This is a genomic window from Streptomyces sp. NPDC001933 (assembly GCF_042890955.1).
In the GTDB taxonomy this organism is placed as follows: Bacteria; Actinomycetota; Actinomycetes; order Streptomycetales; family Streptomycetaceae; genus Streptomyces.
This window is the reverse complement of the sequence record NZ_JBIASS010000024.1, coordinates 36,228-51,524: the sequence shown is the minus strand read 5'-3', so window position 1 is coordinate 51,524 and position 15,297 is coordinate 36,228. Positions and strand designations below refer to the sequence as shown.

The window sequence follows — 15,297 nt, the reverse complement described above, 5'->3', positions numbered from 1 at the left end:
CATGACCGTCGACGCCGTCGAGCTCATCGACCTCTACGCCGGGGAGGGCTGCGGGGACGAGGAGTACGAGTTCCCCGCCTCCGACGCCCAGAGCCGCCTGCTCGTCCTCGACCAGCTGAATCCGGGCTCCGCCCAGTACAACGTGCCGGTCGCCTTCGCGGTGCACGGCCCCTTCGACACCGACGCGTTCGGCCGCGCGCTGGACGCGCTGGTCGCCCGCCACGAGGCGCTGCGGACCGTGTTCCGGACCGCCGACGACGGCACCCCGGCGCAGCGCGTCTCGGCCCTCGGGCGGGTGCGGCTCACCGTCCGGCGGGACGTGCCGGCCGCCGACGCGGAGGCCCTGGTGCGCGCCGAGGCCGCCCTCCCCTTCGACACGGCCGCGGGTCCGCTGCTGCGCTGCACCGTGTACGCCGTGGCGGACGGCAGCCACCGGGTGCTCCTCGTCGCCCATCACCTGGTCTGCGACGGCTGGTCGCTCGGCCTGATGCTGGACGAACTGTCCGAGGGGTACCGGCACGAGGCCCGTGGGCTGACGTACCGGCCGGCCGAACTCCCGCTCCAGTTCCCCGACTACGCTGCCTGGCAGCGGGAGCGCGCCGCGGACGGCGCGTTCGAGGCGTCCGTGGAGCACTGGACCGACCGGCTGCGCGGCGCGCCCACCACCATGGAGCTGCCGCTGGACCGCCCGCGCCCGCCGGTCCGCACGGCCGCGGGCGGCACCGAGCGCTTCCTGCTCGGCACCGAGGTCAGGGAGCGGCTGGCCGAGGTGGCCGCGGCCTCGGGCGCCACCCCGTTCATGACGATGTTCGCCGCGTACGCCGCGTTCCTCTCCCGGCTCACGGGCGGCGAGGACCTGGTCGTCGGCTATCCGTCGTCGGGGCGCGAGCGGCCCGAACTCCAGGAGATGGTCGGGATGCTGACCAACACCCTGGCGATGCGGGTGGACCTGTCCGGCGACCCGTCGCTCGACGAGCTCACCCGCCGCGTCCGGGCCTCGATGATGGCGGCACAGCCCTTCCAGGACGCTCCGTTCGAGGCGGTGGTCGACACCCTGGCCCCGGTCCGTGAGACCAGCCACGACCCGGTGGTGCAGGTGGCGCTCAGCTACGAGGACGAGGCCGCATCGGAGCTGCGGCTGACCGGCGCCGTCACCGAACGGCTGGCGCTGACGCTGGACACCGCGAAGTTCGACTTCCACCTGTTCGTGGAGCGGTGGGGCGCCGGACTCGCCGCCCAGTTCATCTACCGCAGCAAGCTGTTCGACGCCGCGACGGTCCGCCGCTGGACAGAGAACTTCCGCACGCTGCTGGCCGGTCTCCTCGCGGACCCGTCCGCACCGCTGTCCTGCGTGGAGCTGGTGCCTGCCGACGAGGCCCGCCGCACCATCGCCGGTGCGGACCGCCTCGCCGAGGCCGCGCCGCTGGACCGCCTGGTGCCCGACCTGATCGCCGACCGGGCGGCCGAACGCCCCGATGCCACCGCGCTGGTCTGCGGCGACCTCCGCCTCAGCTACGCCGAACTGCTCTCCCGGGCCGACGCCCTGGCGGCCCGGCTGCGCGCCGCCGGGGTGCGGCCCGGCTTCCGGGTCGGTCTGCTCCTGCCCCGCTCGGCCGACCAGGGCATCGCGGCGCTCGCCGTGCTGCGCGCGGGCGGCGCGTACGTACCGCTGGACCAGGCCCACCCGGAGGCCAGGCTCCGGCACATGGTGGACAGTTCGGGCACCGGGCTCCTGCTGACCTCGCGGGAGACCGCCGAGAAGGCGGCGGGCCTGGAGGTGCCGTGCATCCGGGTCGACCGGCCGGCCGTCACGGACCCCGTCGCACCGGGTGCCGTCACGACCGGCGGGACACCGGCCCCCGAGGACCTCGCCTACGTCCTGTTCACCTCGGGCTCCACCGGCGTCCCCAAGGGCGTCGCCATCGAGCACCGGGCGCTGATCAATCTCACCCGGGCGGTCCGGCACTCCTTCCCGGTGAACGCCGACGACCGGGTGCTGCAGTTCGTCTCGTTCGGTTTCGACGTCGCCGTCTCCGACCTCTTCTTCCCCTGGGTGGCCGGAGCGGAGCTGCACATACCGGACGAGGACGAACGGATCGGCGAGGCCCTCCTGGACCGGCTGCGGGACTCCCGCATCACCTATGTCTTCCTGCCGCCGTCCGCCGCGATGCTGCTGCCCGACCTGACCGGGCAGCTGCCCGAGCTGCGGACCGTCGCGGTCGGCGGCGAGGCGTGCCCGGCCGAGCTGGTCGAGCGGCTCAGCGCGCCCGGACGGCGGATCGTGAACGCGTACGGCCCCAGCGAGGTGACCGTCTACGCGACCACCGGGGACCTCTCCCCCGGTGAGCCCGTGGTGCTCGGCGGCACCGTGCCCGGGGCCCGGGTCTATGTGCTCGACGAGCGGCTCCGGCCGGTCCCCGCCGGGGTCGCCGGTGAGATCTACGTGGCCGGTGCCTCGCTGGGGCGCGGCTACATCGGCCGGCCCTCCCTGACCGCCGAACGGTTCGTCGCCGACCCGCACGGCGCACCGGGCACCCGGATGTACCGCACCGGCGACCTCGGCCGGATCGACGCGCGGGGGCTCATCCACTACCTCGGGCGCTCCGACCTCCAGGTCAAGCTGCGCGGCGTACGCATCGAGCTCGGCGAGATCGAGACCCTGCTGGCCGGTGCGCCGGGCGTCGCGCTGGCGGCGGCCACCGTCCGCGGCACGGGCACCGCGCAGCGGCTGGTGGCGTACGTGGTGGGCCGGGACGGGGCGGCGCCACCGGACGCGGAGCTGCGCGCCCATCTCGCCCGGCGGCTGCCGGGGTCCATGGTGCCCGAGGTGTTCGTGCGGCTGGACGAGATGCCGCTGAGCAGCAACGGCAAGATCGACCGGGCCCGGCTGCCGGAACCCGCCACCGTGCGGTGCCGGCCGGACGGCTCGACCACCGTCGCGGGCACCGCGACCGAGCAGCTGGTGGCCGGTCTGTGGGCCCGGGTGCTCAATCTCGAACTCGTCGCCGTCACCGACCACTTCTTCGACCTGGGCGGCAATTCGATCCGGCTGCTGAGCGTCCTGTCCGCCCTGCGCGAGATGGGTACGTACGGCGAACTCGGCCTGGTCGACCTGTTCCGTCACCCCACCGTCAGCGCCCTGGCCGCCCACCTGGACCGGGCGGCCCTCGGGGCCGCCGCCGCGGCTCCGGCCACCGGCACTCCCGCCGACACGGCCGCCGCGCGCGGCAGTGACCGGCACGCACGACGCACCGCCGCCGCCCGACGACTCAGCTACCGGAAAGGCACCACACGATGACCGAGAACGCAAGCGCCGCCGAGCCCCTCGCAGCCGACTCCGCGATCGCGGTCGTCGGGATGAGCGGCCGCTTCCCCGGCGCCCCCGACCTGGACACCTACTGGGAGAACCTGCTCGGCGGGCTCTGCTCGGTGACCGACTTCACCGAGGAGGAGCTGATCGCCGACGGCGCCGACCCGCAGGAGGTGCGCGGCCGTGACCACATACCGGCCAAGGGCCATCTCGCGGACGCGGACCGCTTCGACGCGGAGCTCTTCGGCTTCAACCGCACCGAGGCCGCGGCCCTGGACCCCCAGCACCGGCTGCTCCTGCAGACGGCCTGGTCCGCGCTGGAGGACGCCGGCCGCAGCCCGCTGGGCGGGCAGGCCCGTACCGGCGTGTACGTCGGCGGCGGCCCCACCGAGCACATGCTGGCCGCGCAGACCGACCCGCGGCTCGCCGCGTCCCTCGGGGCGCTCCAGGTGCGGATCCTCACCGACCGCGAGTTCCTCGCCCCGTGGATCTCCTACCGGCTGGGCCTGGAGGGTCCGAGCCTGACGGTGCAGACGGCCTGCTCGACCTCGCTGACGGCGGTGCACCTCGCGGTGCAGTCCCTGCTGCTCGGCGAGTGCGACACGGCGCTGGCCGGGGGCGTCGCCGTGGACACGGTGCGCAAGCGGGGCTACGTCCACCAGCAGGGCGGCATCTACTCGCCGGACGGCCGCTGCCGGCCCTTCGACGAGCGGGCCGGCGGGACCGTGCCCGGCAACGGGGTGGGCGTGGTGGTGCTGCGCCGGCTGTCCGACGCGCTCGCCGACAACGACCCGGTCAGGGCTGTCATCCGGGGCAGCGCCGTCACCAACGACGGTGCCACCAAGGTCGGGTTCACGGCGCCCGGCGTCGACCAGCAGACCGCCGCGATCGTGGAGGCCTGGGCGGCGGCCGGTCTCGACCCGGCCGATGCCCAGTACCTGGAGGCGCACGGCACGGCCACCGCGCTCGGCGACCGCATCGAGGCGGCGGCGGCCACCGCCGCGTTCAAGGGCGCGCTCGGCACCGGGCGGATCGGCATCGGCTCGGTGAAGTCGAACATCGGTCACCTGGACGCGGCGGCGGGCGTGGCGGCGCTGATCAAATCGGTGCTCATGCTGGAGCACGCGACGCTGGTGCCGAACGCCGACGCCGGCCGCCCGCACCCCGAACTGGGCTTCGACGACTCGCCGTTCCACCTGATCGGGCGGGCGACCGACTGGCCGGAGCCCGAGCACGGTCCCCGGCGGTCCGGGGTGAGCTCGGTCGGCATCGGCGGCACCAACGTGCACGTGGTCCTGGAGGAGGCGCCGCGGCGTATCGAGGCCGGACCGCCGGAGGCCGGGGGTGCGCCGGAGGTCCTGCTGCTGTCCGCCCGTACCCGGGAGGACCTCGATGCGGTGGCCGGCCGGCTGGCCGGGGCGCTGCGGGCCCCGGGCGCCCCGTCCCTCGCCGACACCGCTCACACGCTCCGCGTGGGCCGTGCCCCGCTGGCCGTGCGCGGTTATGTGCGGGCCGGGGGCCGGGCCGAGGCGGCGGAGCTGCTGGCCGGGCTGGCCTCGGGCGGTGCAGTGGGCCTGGGCGGGCCGAACCCGCTCGGCGAGGCCTGGCTGGCGGGTGAGCAGGTGGTACGGGAGGGGGCCGGCCGACGGGTCGCGCTGCCGACGTATCCCTTCGCCGGTGAGAGCCATGGCGCCTACCGCCTCGTACCCGTCGCGCCGGTCGCACCGGGCGGGGAGCAGCCGGAGCCGGGCGGCCGCTCCGCCGGCCTGGAGCGGGACGTCCGCGCGCTGATCGCCGAGGCGCTGGGGCTGGAGGCCGCCGACGACCCGGAGATGACGTACTTCGCGGCCGGCGGCGACTCCCTGACCGCCGTCCACCTGGTCGGCTGCCTCCGGGACGACTTCGACCTCGATGTCCCGATCACGCTGTTCCTGGAGCAGCTGACGCTGCACGAGATGGCCCGCCGGATCGTCGCGGCACGGGACGGCGACGACTCCCTCGACGCCCTGCTCTCGGAGTTCGAGGCGGAGTGAGTCGACGAGGCACAGGGCTCGGGCCCCGCCCCCGGAGGTTTCCGGGGGCGGGGCCCGAGCCCTGTGCCTCGTGCGGTGTCAGACGCCCGTACGCACCGTTCGTCCGGGCACGTGCGCGGCGATGAGATCCGCGACGCGGGGCAGGTGGTCGCCCAGGAAGAAGTGCCCGCCGGGCAGTACGTGCCGCTCGAAGGGCCCTTCGGTCTCCCGCTCCCACACCTGTACGGCGTCGACGTCGACCCGGGGGTCGTTGTCACCCGTCAGCGCGACGAGGGGGCAGCGCAGCGGCGGCCCGGGAACGTGGACGCGTCGGGACAGCATGGCGTAGTCGGCGCGCAGCGGCGGCAGTGCGAGTTCGAGGATCTCCGGTTGGGCCAGCAGCTCCTCGTCCGTGCCGGACAGCAGCCGCATCTCCCGGATCAGGTCGTCGTCGCCGGGCTGTTCGGGCAGCCGCACGCGCCGCGGCAGCGACGGGGCCTCGCTGCCCGAGACGAACAGCGCCGCGGGCTCCCGCCCCACTGCCGCGAGGCGCCGTGCGGTCTCGTACGCCAGGAGCGCGCCCATGCTGTGGCCGAACAGAATCAGCGGCCGGCCGCCGCTCGCGGGGAGCGAGGCCAGTACCGCGTGCACGACATCGCCGAACCGTTCGGCGAACGGTTCGGCGATGCGGTCGTGCCGCCCGGGGTACTGCACGACCAGTGCTTCCGCGACCCCCGCGACCTGCGTCGACAGCGGGACGTAGGCACTGGCCGAACCACCTGCGTGCGGGAAGCACAGCAACTGTGCCGCGGCGTCGGGGGCCGGGCGGAAACACCGTATCCAGTTGTCCACGACATCCCTTCTCTCATGTTCTCGGTCCGGCCACGGGCCGGCTCCGTGAACGGTATCGGCTCATTGTGCGTCGGCGATCCAGTTCTCCAGTTGTTCACGGGTGGTCGCCGGGTCCGCGACGAGAACGGCGAGTTCGTTGTCGCGGGGTTCCAGTGTCGTCAGGGCCGGACAGCGGTGGCAGGCCTCGACACCGACCTGGTTCCACCACTTGCAGTGCGGGCGGAGGTGGCACCGCGGCACCGCGGCCGGACCGGGCTCGGCCGGTACGGTCGTGATGCGTCCGATCAGCCCGCAGGCCTCGCCGACCCGGTTCGCGCAGTCCGACACGCAGTGCGAGGCGAACCGCAGCACCCGATTGGGGGCGATCCCCTCCGGGATGCTGCCGAGAACATCGGCGGCGGGCACGGGTTCGGCCAGGTAGGCGACCTGGCCGTGCTCCCCGGACCGTACGCCGAGAACAACGCTCTCCGGGCGGCTCGCATCGCCGCTCGGACACCATCTGAGGGGGCTTTCCCGCCCGTCCCGGGCAGGGTCCGCAGTGCTGTCCACGGTGCTCACCTCCGATTCGTCAGCAGGAACGCAGGCTGGTCGGGTTGATCACTATGCCGCCGATGACGCCGTCGGTGACGGCGCCCTTCTGCTGCTCGGCCGCGACCGCCTGCGCGATGCTTCTGGCGAGCTGCTCCTGGCTGGTGATCCGCTCCGGACGCTCGGCGGCGGCAGCACCGGTGGTGCCGCCCACCGTGACGAGACCGGCAACGAGGGCTGCGACGGCGGCCGCGGTACGCATGCTGTTGTTCATCCCTGTCCTCCATGGCATCGGTGATGGCTTGCAGGAAACGACGCTAGGGTCCGCCGCCCGCCGCGATCGGCAGTTGCGGCGGCGGCTCGGAGGCTTGTTCCGCGGACCTTCGGGGCCTGTTCCGCGGCCTGCGGGCACCGGTCCACCCACTGGTTGCCCATTGGTCGCGGCGTCAATAGCATCGCGGTATGTCGTCAAGCCCTCAGCGGAAGCGGATCCGGAAGTCCCCGTCGGACCGGCGTGCGGAAATCGTCGACGCGGCGGCGGCCGTCGCCCTGACCGAAGGGCTGGAGTGCATCACGCTGCGCCGGATCGGCGAGCAGCTCGGCGTACGCCCCGGTCTCATCAGCCACTATTTCCCGGCGGTCGAGGACCTCGTGGCCGAGGCGTTCGGCACCGCCGCCCATGCCGAACTGAACACACTGCTCCCGGCGGAGCCGGAAGCCAAGTCGCCCACGGACCGGCTCGCCCGCTTCTTCGCGCTCGCGACGGGCGCCGCGTACGACGACATCAGCCGGCTGTGGATCAACGCCCGGCACCTCAGCCGCTACCGCCCCGCGCTCCGCGACCGGGTCGGCCACCAGGAGACGCTGTGGCGGGGCCGTCTGGAGGACCTCGTCCGTGACGGCGTCCGCTGCGGCGAGTTCCGCACCGCCGACCCGTATGTGACGACGATTCAGATCCTGGTCGTCATCGACGGCCTGGGCGCCCACGCCAATACCGAAGCCGCCGACCGCCCCGAGGCGGTCAAGCGGATGGCCGTCAGCACGGCCGAACGCGAACTCGGCCTGGAGAACGGCACGCTCACCAGGCGCAGCGCCGCGCTCGACGCCGAGCGCGACGACCCCGCGGACCCGGCCGAGTCGTCAGAGGCGGATCGTAAAGTCCTGCCATGAGCGACTCGTTGAACAGAACCCCCCTCGGGACCGCCACTCCCGCCGCCGTCGCGGTGGAGGGCGGGCCGCTGCCCATCGATTTGGCGGCCGCCCGCCGGTCGCGGAGGCAATGCGCGTCACGCTGTCCGAAGCCTGCTGGGCCGCCGGGGTCCCGGACGACAGCGGCTGGCTGACGGAGTACACCCGGCCGGACTTCGACAGCTTCCAGGACTTCGTCGCGGGACTGCGCGACGATCCCGATCCCGACCACGTGCCGCTGATACCGCAGTTGTGCGGGCGCCTGCTCGGCGACGACACCCGTACGGAGCGCGCGCTGACCGGCGACCAGGAGATCCGCGAGCCGTTCTTCCACCACGGCGACCTCCTGGTGCGGGGCCACCTGGACGTGGCGGCCCCCTTCGTGGTCACCGGTTCGCTCGTCGTCGAGGGCTGCCTGACCGACTGCGGCCCCGACTCCGTCATCGCCGTCCGCGGCGATGTCACGGCCCGCGCGGTGAACACCGACGGGGAGATGTCCGTCGGCGGTGACATCGAGGCCGGGATCGTCTACGGCCACTACAACGACCAGACGCTCCAGGCACGCACCATCCGCGCCCGGCTGGTCATCGAGGACGAGCACAGCACGATCGCCGCGGTGGAGGCGGACACCCACTTCGATCTGGACGATTTCCAGCAGGGGTACGGCGAGGGCGTGCAGGAGCGGCTGCGCGAACTGCTGGTGGACGAGGTGTTCTCCCATGAGGAGGACGAAGAAGAGGAGGAACAGCTGGACCGGGCGCTCCTCTTCGCCCGCCTGCGCGAGGGACGGGCGGTCTTCCGCGCGGACGACGGCTCGTCGGCGAACTGATCCGGCCCGGCGCCCGTGGACAGCCACGGGCGCCGGACGGCCCGGGGCGCCGGCCGCTACCGGCTCAGACCGGCCGGCAGCCGGCGGGCGGCGTCGCGCCGGCCGGTCTCAGCTCCGCCAGGACTCTGTCGCGCAGCAGCTCGTACTCCTCGCGCAGCCGCACGATCTCCGCCGGCCGTACGATCACCTCCCCGCCGACGACGATCTCCTCCGGGCGGAACTGCTCGCGGGTGAGATCGACTTCGACGCCCATGCCCAGCCGGTTCCACCAGTGGTAGTCGACCCGCTCACCGTCCACGTGGACCTCGCCGCGGATCAGATCGCCGCCCAGGAGGTCGTGCACCACGAGCGCGGTCACTCCGCACTGATCGCGCGCCGGGTTGTCCGGGGTCCACTCCGCCCGGTGTACCGGTGTCGTGGTGTCCGCGCCCCAACTCCGGCGAACGGCCTGCTCAAGGTCGCTGAAACTACTCAGTGTCATACCGCTCAGCGTCGCAGACGCCACTGACAGTCCACGCCCCTCGCTCCGCCGCCGGGAGAACCACCTGTCATGGTGTCGCCATGATTCCTACCAGCGATGCCGAGACCGACGCCCCGACGGACGACACCCAGCGGTTCCCGGAGCAGTTCGGGCGGACCCACCGGTTCTCGCTCGGGGTGCCCCGCGGCTTCACCGTCTCGCCGGACGGCGCACGGGTGCTCTTCGTGCGTTCCGCGTCCGGCACGGACCGGGTCAGCCGGCTCTGGCTGTACGAGGACGGGAAGGAGCGGCTGCTCGCCGATCCGCTCGGGGCCGGGCACGGCGACCCGGCGGGCGGCCGGGTGCCGCCGGAGGAACTGGCCCGCCGCGAACGGGCGAGGGAGACGTCGTCGGGTGTGGTGTCCTACGCGACCGACGCACAGGTGCGGCTCGCGGCCTTCGCCCTCGACGGCGAACTCTGGGTGGTGCGGACGGACGGCGGCGCGCCGCGCCGGATCCGGACCACCGGTCCGGTGGTCGATCCCCGGCCCTCGCCGGACGGCACGCTGATCGCGTACGTCTCCGGCGGCGCGCTGCGGACCGTCACGGCTCAGGGGACGGACGACCGGGTGCTCGCCGCTCCGGACGGCGACTGGGTGACGTACGGGCTGTCCGACCATGTGTCGGCCGAGTCGATCGGCCGCTCGCGCGGCTACTGGTGGTCGCCCCGCGGTGATGCGCTGCTGGTGGCGCGGGTGGACACCTCGATGGTGGCGCGCCGTTACATCAGCGATCCGGCCCGCCCGGAACGGCCCGCGCGCGAGATGGCGTATCCGGCGGCGGGCACCGCGAACGCGGAGGTCTCGCTCCACCTGGTGCGGGTGTCCGGGGAGCGGCTCGCGGTCCGGCTGCCGCGCGAGGCGGACGCGGACCATCCCGAGGGCGTGTGGACGGACCGGTCGTTCGAGTACGTGGTGTCGGCGGCGTGGGACGGTCACGGGCCGCTGGTCTCCGTGCAGACGCGCGACCAGCGTTCGGTGTACGTGCTCGCGGTCGATCCCGGCACGGGCGGGACGAGCGTCCTGAGCCGAGCCCACGACCGGGCGTGGGTCGCCCTGCGGCCCGGGACACCGTCGCGGCTCCCCTGCGGTGCGCTCGTCGTTCCCGCGCGTCCTGGCGGCGACACCCAGGGGCTGGAGGTCGGCGGCGCGCCGACGCCCCCGGGGCTGGAGGTCCGCGAGGTGGTCGGATCGAGCGGCGGGAGAGTTTTCTTCACCGCGAGCGAGGAGCCGACCGAGGTCCATGTCTGGTCGTACGAAGCGGCGGCCCCCGGTAGTGGCGCCGCCGCTCCCGTGCGTGTCAGCGAGGCCCCTGGCGTGCACACGGCCGCGGTCGGCGGGCCCACCGTGGTGCTGGACAGCAGGACCCCGGACGGTCAGACGGTGACCGTGCTGCGGGACGGAACGCCCGTGGGCCGGATCGCGGTCCTCGCCGAGACCCCGCTGGTCGTCCCGCGGCCCGCGGCGCTGAGCCTGGGGAAGCGGGAGCTGCGCAGCCGGCTGTACCTGCCGTCGTGGCACCGGCCGGGCGACGCCCCGCTGCCGGTGCTGCTCAACCCGTACGCCGGCCACGGCATGCAGGTCGTCCTCAAGGTGCGTACCTGGTGGGTGGCGGTCGCCCAGTGGTTCGCCGAGCAGGGCTTCGCGGTGCTGGTCACGGACGGCCGGGGCACTCCGGGACGGGGGGAGGCCTGGGAGAAGTCGGTGCACGGAGACCGGCTGACGGCTGTGCTCGACGACCAGATCGACGCACTGCACGCGGCCGCCGCGCGGTGTTCCGCTCTGGACCCGGCCCGGGTCGCCATGCGCGGCTGGTCGTTCAGCGGGTATCTCGCCGCTGCCGCCGTGCTGCGGCATCCGGAGATCTTCCACGCCGCGGTGGCCGGAGCCGCGCCGGCCGACCGGCGGCTCTACGACACCCACTGGGAGGAGCGGTTCCTGGGCCACCCGGACGTGCTGCCGGAGAACTACGAGCGCAACTCGCTGCTCGCGGAGGCGGCCGGGCTGACCCGCCCGCTCATGCTGGTGCACGGACTTGCCGATGACAATGTGGCCGTCGCCCACATGCTGCGGTTCTCCGCCGCGCTGCTGGCCGCGGGCCGGCCGCACACGGTGCTGCCGTTGTCCGGGGCCGGTCATCTGGTCACCCGGGAGGCGGCAGGCAATCTGTTGCTGCTGGAGCGGGACTTCCTCCGGAAGTCCCTGGGTGTTGAACGCGGGAGTCCCGCCGCGCGTACACCTGGTCGTACACCGAAGCCGTGAATCGCGGAGTCGTGAACTCCGCGGAAGGGAAGCACCAGTATGAGCACAACGCAGAACCATGAGGGCCGTCCCGGGCGGCGCGCCGTTGTCGCCGCGGCCGGGGCCGTGTCGGTGACCGCCGTACTCGCCGCCTGCGGCAACCAGAAGGAATCGGACGGTGCGGACGTGGTCAAGCCCGCCGTCGAGGGAAGGGACGGCGGCGGCGCCGTTCTGGCCCAAACGGCGGACATCCCCGAGGGCGGCGGGAAGGTCTTCGCCGACCGGGGTGTCGTGGTGACGCAGCCGAAGGCGGGCGAGTTCAAGGCGTTCTCGTCGAAGTGCACCCACCAGGGGTGCGCGGTGTCGCGCGTCGCGGACGGCACCATCGACTGCCCCTGTCACGACAGCAGGTTCGACGCGTCGACGGGCGCCGTGGCGCACGGCCCCGCCACCGAACCGCTGCCCGCCAGGACGATCACGGTCTCGGGCGGCACGATCAAGCTCGCACCCTGATCGCACCGCCCCGGTGGTGTCAGGCTTCCACCGCCTGCTCCGGCCTCTCCCCGGCCGTGTCCTCCGGACCGTCGCTCAGGCTCAGTTCCGGGGTCGGCCGCCGGAATCCCCGGGTGAGCCGGAGGAGGTGGCTGAATCCAAGGGCGAGCCAGCATCCTCCGATGACGAGGGCCGTAGCACTGAGCTGCGTCAGCAGATAGATCGTCACGCAGGCCGCGAGTGCCGGTACGACGACGTAGCCGAACACCTTGACGCCACCGGTGCCGCGGTTACGGACGAAGTAGACGATCACGCAGACGTTGACGGCGGTGAACGCGAGGAACGCACCGAAGTTGATGAACGAGGTCGCGGTCTCCAGGGAGAGGTTGAGACCGACGAGGCACATCGCTCCGGTCAGCAGCACGCAGAACACCGGGGTCCTGGTGCGCCGGTGGAGTGTTCCGAAGAGCCGCTGGGGCAGCACCCCGTCGCGGCCCATGATGTACAGCAGCCGGCTGGAGCTGAGCTGCACGGCCAGCCCCGAGCCGAATCCGGCGACGATGCCGGCCATGTTGGTCCAGTCGGCGAAGGTCTGGCCGCCGACCTGGACCGACATGGTGTAGCCGACCGTCTCGGGGTCGTCGAACACGCCCCCCGGGTGGACCAGTTGCATGATGTGGGCGACGGCGGCGAAGAGGATGCCGCCGATCGCGACCACCAGCACCACGGCACGTGGGATGGTCCGCCGGGCGTCGCGCGTCTCCTCGGACAGGGTGGTGACCGCGTCGAAACCGAGGTAGGAGTACGCGGCGACGGCCGCGGCGGCCGGGATCGCGGTGAGGCTGCTGCCGGTGTTCCAGAGCGGCTCGGCGTAGGACTTCGGCGTCCGGTGCCCGAGATGGACCAGACAGTAGGCGACGAAGAGCAGTACGAGGAAGACGGCCAGGCCGGTCAGGACCTTGTTGACCCGGTCGGTCAGGGCCAGACCGATGATGTTGACGAGCGTGGTCAGTCCGGCGTTGACGAGCATCCACGCCCAGACCGGAATCGCCGGGAACTGGGCATTGAGGTACACCGACTGGACGAGCCAGGCGACCATCGGCAGGAACAGGTAGTCGAGCAGCACCACCCAGCCGACGAGGAAACCGGCCGGGGCGCCGATCAGTCTCCTGGAGTAGACGTACGCCGAGCCGGAGACGGGGAAGTGCCGGGCCATCTTCGCGTAGCTCAGCGCGGTCAGGAACATCGCTCCGGTGGCGACGAGGAACGCGGTCGGCGCGGTGCCCCCGCTGGCCGCGGAGATCACGCCGAAGATCACCATCACCAGGCTGGGGGCCATGTAGGAGAGCCCGAAGGCGACCACGGAGGTGAGCGAGAGCCGGCCGCTGAGCTCGACCCGGGTGCCGGTCATGACGCCTCGCGATCCGGGGCCGGGCGGTGGTGGACGACGGGCGCGTCCGGGCGCAGGCCGGCCGGGGTCTCCGGGGAGATGGCCGGGCGCCAGGTCGCGGGGTCGATGCGACCGTTGTAGAGCGGGAGTTCCAGAGGTGTGTCGCCGGACGCGAAGTGGTCCCAGGGCCAGGAGTCGCCGCCCGTGCCGTACTTCCTCGCCGCCGGAACGCGGTCGAAGTCGATGACGCTGAGCAGCGTGGTGTCCTCCATCCCCGTGGCGGCGACGCGGATGCCGCCCTCCGGGTCGATCAGGAGGCTCTGCCCCTGGGCCGTCGGTCCCGCGCCGTTCACGCTGGCCACCCAGATCTGGTTGACGATCGCGTTGGCCTGGTTGACCGGGATCTCCTGCGCCCGGCCCGACGTCGAGGTCTGCACCAGGTTCACGACCAGTTCGGCGCCCATCCAGGCGAGGTGCCGGGTGACCTCCGGATACCAGCTGTCGTAACAGATGGAGAGGCCGATCCGGCCGGTGCCCGGCATGTCGAGGACGACGAACTCGCGGCCGACGCACATCGGCTCGTAGGGCCGCCAGGTGAAGATCTTCCGATAGCTCGCCACGAGTTCGCCCCGCGGGTCGTAGACGACGGCGGTGTTGTGGACGCTGCCGTCGGCGCCGCGTTCGAGCACGGTGCCCGGGATGAGCCAGATCCCGAGTTCGCGCGCCAGGCCGGACAAGGCCTGGCCACGCGGTCCGTCGAGGGGTTCCGCGTAGGCGGCGTAGTACTCCTCGACGCTCATCGTGTCCGCGTCCACCGAGCAGAGGTGGAGCTCCGGATAGACGACGAGTTCGGCGGCGTTGGGCGACTTCATGCGCGAACGCAGTCCGTCGGCGAAGTCCTGGAACGACTCGGCGGGGGCCTGGACGAGGGCCAGACGTAGATAGCGGCTCATGGATTCCTGACATTCGTGAACGGACGGGCACGGGCGCACACGGCGCGATGCAGCGTCGGGCCGGGGGCGACGGGCGCGGCGCCGGTCGGCGTGACCGAGAACACGGAACCCGATCCGAAACACTGTTGTCAACGGTGTTGGCACTTTTGCGTCCGCCCCCGTTGTAGGGTCGTCACACGGCGGACGGGGGGCGCGGCGCCGGAGCCACCGTCCGGGTGCCGACCCGACCGAGAGGCCCTAGGAGATCCATGGCGAAGAACACGGCGGCCGCTGCCGCGAGGGCGTCCGGGGGCGGTGTCACCCGGCAGGAGCGCAGGAGTCTGCGCCAGGAGGCCGCCGTCAACGCGGCGGTCCGGCTCGCGGAGCGGGACGGGGCCGCCGGGCTCTCCATGCGCAAGCTCGCCCAGGAGCTCGATCTGGACGTGACCGTCCTGTACCGGCTGTTCCGCGACAAGGACGAACTGCTGCTCGCCCTGTGCGAGCGCACCATCGAGCTCGCGCTCGACGAGATCGGCGAGGTCCCCGGCGCGGAGCCCTGGCAGGACACCGTGCGCCGCGTCGCGGAGGCGACCTGGGAGGTCCAGAACCGTCTCCCGGTCACCACCGCGCTGACCTTCGCGCGCACCACCGGCGGCCCCGCGGAACGCCGGATGGTGGAGCTGCTGCTCTCGTGTTTCACGCGCTCGGGACTGGCTCCCGAGCGGGCCGTGCTGTTCTACCTGACCTTCATCGACACCGCCCTCGGGCTCTGTGCCCACGCGGCCTCGCTCAGCTCGCTCAATCCCGAGAACCGGGCCAAGGATGACACCACCTGGACCCGCGTCTACGCCCGGCTCCCGGAGGGCGACCACCCCATCACCCGCACGCACGCCGACGAGCTGGCCCGGGTGAGCCGGAAGGCGATCTACGACACCGCCGTCGAGGCGATCCTGACGGCTGCCGAACGAGCCGCGACGGGTTGACCGTTGCGCGGGTAGGGGCCG

13 protein-coding genes are annotated in these 15,297 nt (G+C 72.8%); 7 read left to right on the top strand and 6 right to left on the bottom strand.

Going from position 1 to position 15,297, the window contains the following annotated elements; genetic code table 11:
- The first annotated feature begins 1 nt into the window (after position 1).
- Positions 2 to 3,298: an amino acid adenylation domain-containing protein gene (locus tag ACFYY7_RS37780; RefSeq protein ID WP_388668538.1), complete on the top strand. Its 3,297-nt coding sequence runs from the start codon at positions 2 to 4 to the stop codon at positions 3,296 to 3,298.
- Positions 3,295 to 5,343 carry a beta-ketoacyl synthase N-terminal-like domain-containing protein gene (locus ACFYY7_RS37775; RefSeq protein WP_388668535.1) on the top strand — a complete coding sequence of 683 codons (2,049 nt, stop codon included), beginning with the start codon at positions 3,295 to 3,297 and terminating at the stop codon, positions 5,341 to 5,343. Before ACFYY7_RS37780 ends, ACFYY7_RS37775 begins: the two co-directional genes overlap by 4 nt.
- Positions 5,344 to 5,421: 78 nt before the next feature.
- On the opposite strand, the gene ACFYY7_RS37770 is transcribed toward ACFYY7_RS37775, so the two are convergent.
- Genes ACFYY7_RS37770 through ACFYY7_RS37760 form a run of 3 tightly spaced genes read right to left on the bottom strand, consistent with a single transcriptional unit; the run spans position 5,422 to position 6,976 of the window.
- Positions 5,422 to 6,174, bottom strand: coding sequence for a thioesterase II family protein (locus ACFYY7_RS37770; RefSeq protein ID WP_388668532.1), 753 nt, complete (start codon positions 6,172 to 6,174; stop codon positions 5,422 to 5,424).
- Between the two features lie 60 nt (positions 6,175 to 6,234).
- Complete coding sequence (locus ACFYY7_RS37765) at positions 6,235 to 6,723, bottom strand: hypothetical protein (RefSeq protein ID WP_388668529.1); 489 nt, start codon at positions 6,721 to 6,723, stop codon at positions 6,235 to 6,237.
- A gap of 19 nt (positions 6,724 to 6,742) precedes the next feature.
- Positions 6,743 to 6,976 carry a hypothetical protein gene (locus ACFYY7_RS37760; RefSeq protein WP_388668526.1) on the bottom strand — a complete coding sequence of 78 codons (234 nt, stop codon included), beginning with the start codon at positions 6,974 to 6,976 and terminating at the stop codon, positions 6,743 to 6,745.
- A gap of 188 nt (positions 6,977 to 7,164) precedes the next feature.
- On the opposite strand from ACFYY7_RS37760, the gene ACFYY7_RS37755 reads away from it, so the two are divergent.
- Both ACFYY7_RS37755 and ACFYY7_RS37750 read left to right on the top strand, forming a co-directional pair.
- On the top strand, positions 7,165 to 7,872 hold the full coding sequence (locus ACFYY7_RS37755) for a TetR/AcrR family transcriptional regulator (RefSeq protein ID WP_388668523.1): 708 nt from the start codon (positions 7,165 to 7,167) through the stop codon (positions 7,870 to 7,872).
- A gap of 109 nt (positions 7,873 to 7,981) precedes the next feature.
- On the top strand, positions 7,982 to 8,719 hold the full coding sequence (locus tag ACFYY7_RS37750) for a hypothetical protein (protein ID WP_388668520.1): 738 nt from the start codon (positions 7,982 to 7,984) through the stop codon (positions 8,717 to 8,719).
- 64 nt (positions 8,720 to 8,783) lie between these two features.
- Here the strand turns inward: ACFYY7_RS37750 and ACFYY7_RS37745 are convergent, their stop codons facing one another.
- Positions 8,784 to 9,200 carry a hypothetical protein gene (locus tag ACFYY7_RS37745; protein WP_388668517.1) on the bottom strand — a complete coding sequence of 139 codons (417 nt, stop codon included), beginning with the start codon at positions 9,198 to 9,200 and terminating at the stop codon, positions 8,784 to 8,786.
- Between the two features lie 80 nt (positions 9,201 to 9,280).
- Between ACFYY7_RS37745 and ACFYY7_RS37740 the strand changes: the two genes are divergently transcribed.
- Positions 9,281 to 11,500, top strand: a complete 2,220-nt coding sequence (locus ACFYY7_RS37740; protein ID WP_388668514.1) for a prolyl oligopeptidase family serine peptidase — start codon at positions 9,281 to 9,283, stop codon at positions 11,498 to 11,500.
- Positions 11,501 to 11,539: 39 nt separating this feature from the next.
- Positions 11,540 to 11,992: a Rieske (2Fe-2S) protein gene (locus tag ACFYY7_RS37735; RefSeq protein WP_388668511.1), complete on the top strand. Its 453-nt coding sequence runs from the start codon at positions 11,540 to 11,542 to the stop codon at positions 11,990 to 11,992.
- Between the two features lie 19 nt (positions 11,993 to 12,011).
- On the opposite strand, the gene ACFYY7_RS37730 is transcribed toward ACFYY7_RS37735, so the two are convergent.
- Together ACFYY7_RS37730 and ACFYY7_RS37725 are read right to left on the bottom strand one after the other, a co-directional pair.
- Positions 12,012 to 13,382 carry an APC family permease gene (locus tag ACFYY7_RS37730; RefSeq protein ID WP_388668508.1) on the bottom strand — a complete coding sequence of 457 codons (1,371 nt, stop codon included), beginning with the start codon at positions 13,380 to 13,382 and terminating at the stop codon, positions 12,012 to 12,014.
- Positions 13,379 to 14,314 carry a carbon-nitrogen hydrolase family protein gene (locus ACFYY7_RS37725; protein WP_388668505.1) on the bottom strand — a complete coding sequence of 312 codons (936 nt, stop codon included), beginning with the start codon at positions 14,312 to 14,314 and terminating at the stop codon, positions 13,379 to 13,381. The genes ACFYY7_RS37730 and ACFYY7_RS37725 overlap by 4 nt, the downstream gene beginning before the upstream one ends.
- A 248-nt stretch (positions 14,315 to 14,562) precedes the next feature.
- Between ACFYY7_RS37725 and ACFYY7_RS37720 the strand changes: the two genes are divergently transcribed.
- A complete protein-coding gene (locus ACFYY7_RS37720) occupies positions 14,563 to 15,276 on the top strand; it encodes a TetR/AcrR family transcriptional regulator (RefSeq protein WP_388668503.1) in 714 nt (237 codons plus the stop codon).
- Positions 15,277 to 15,297: the final 21 nt, after the last annotated feature.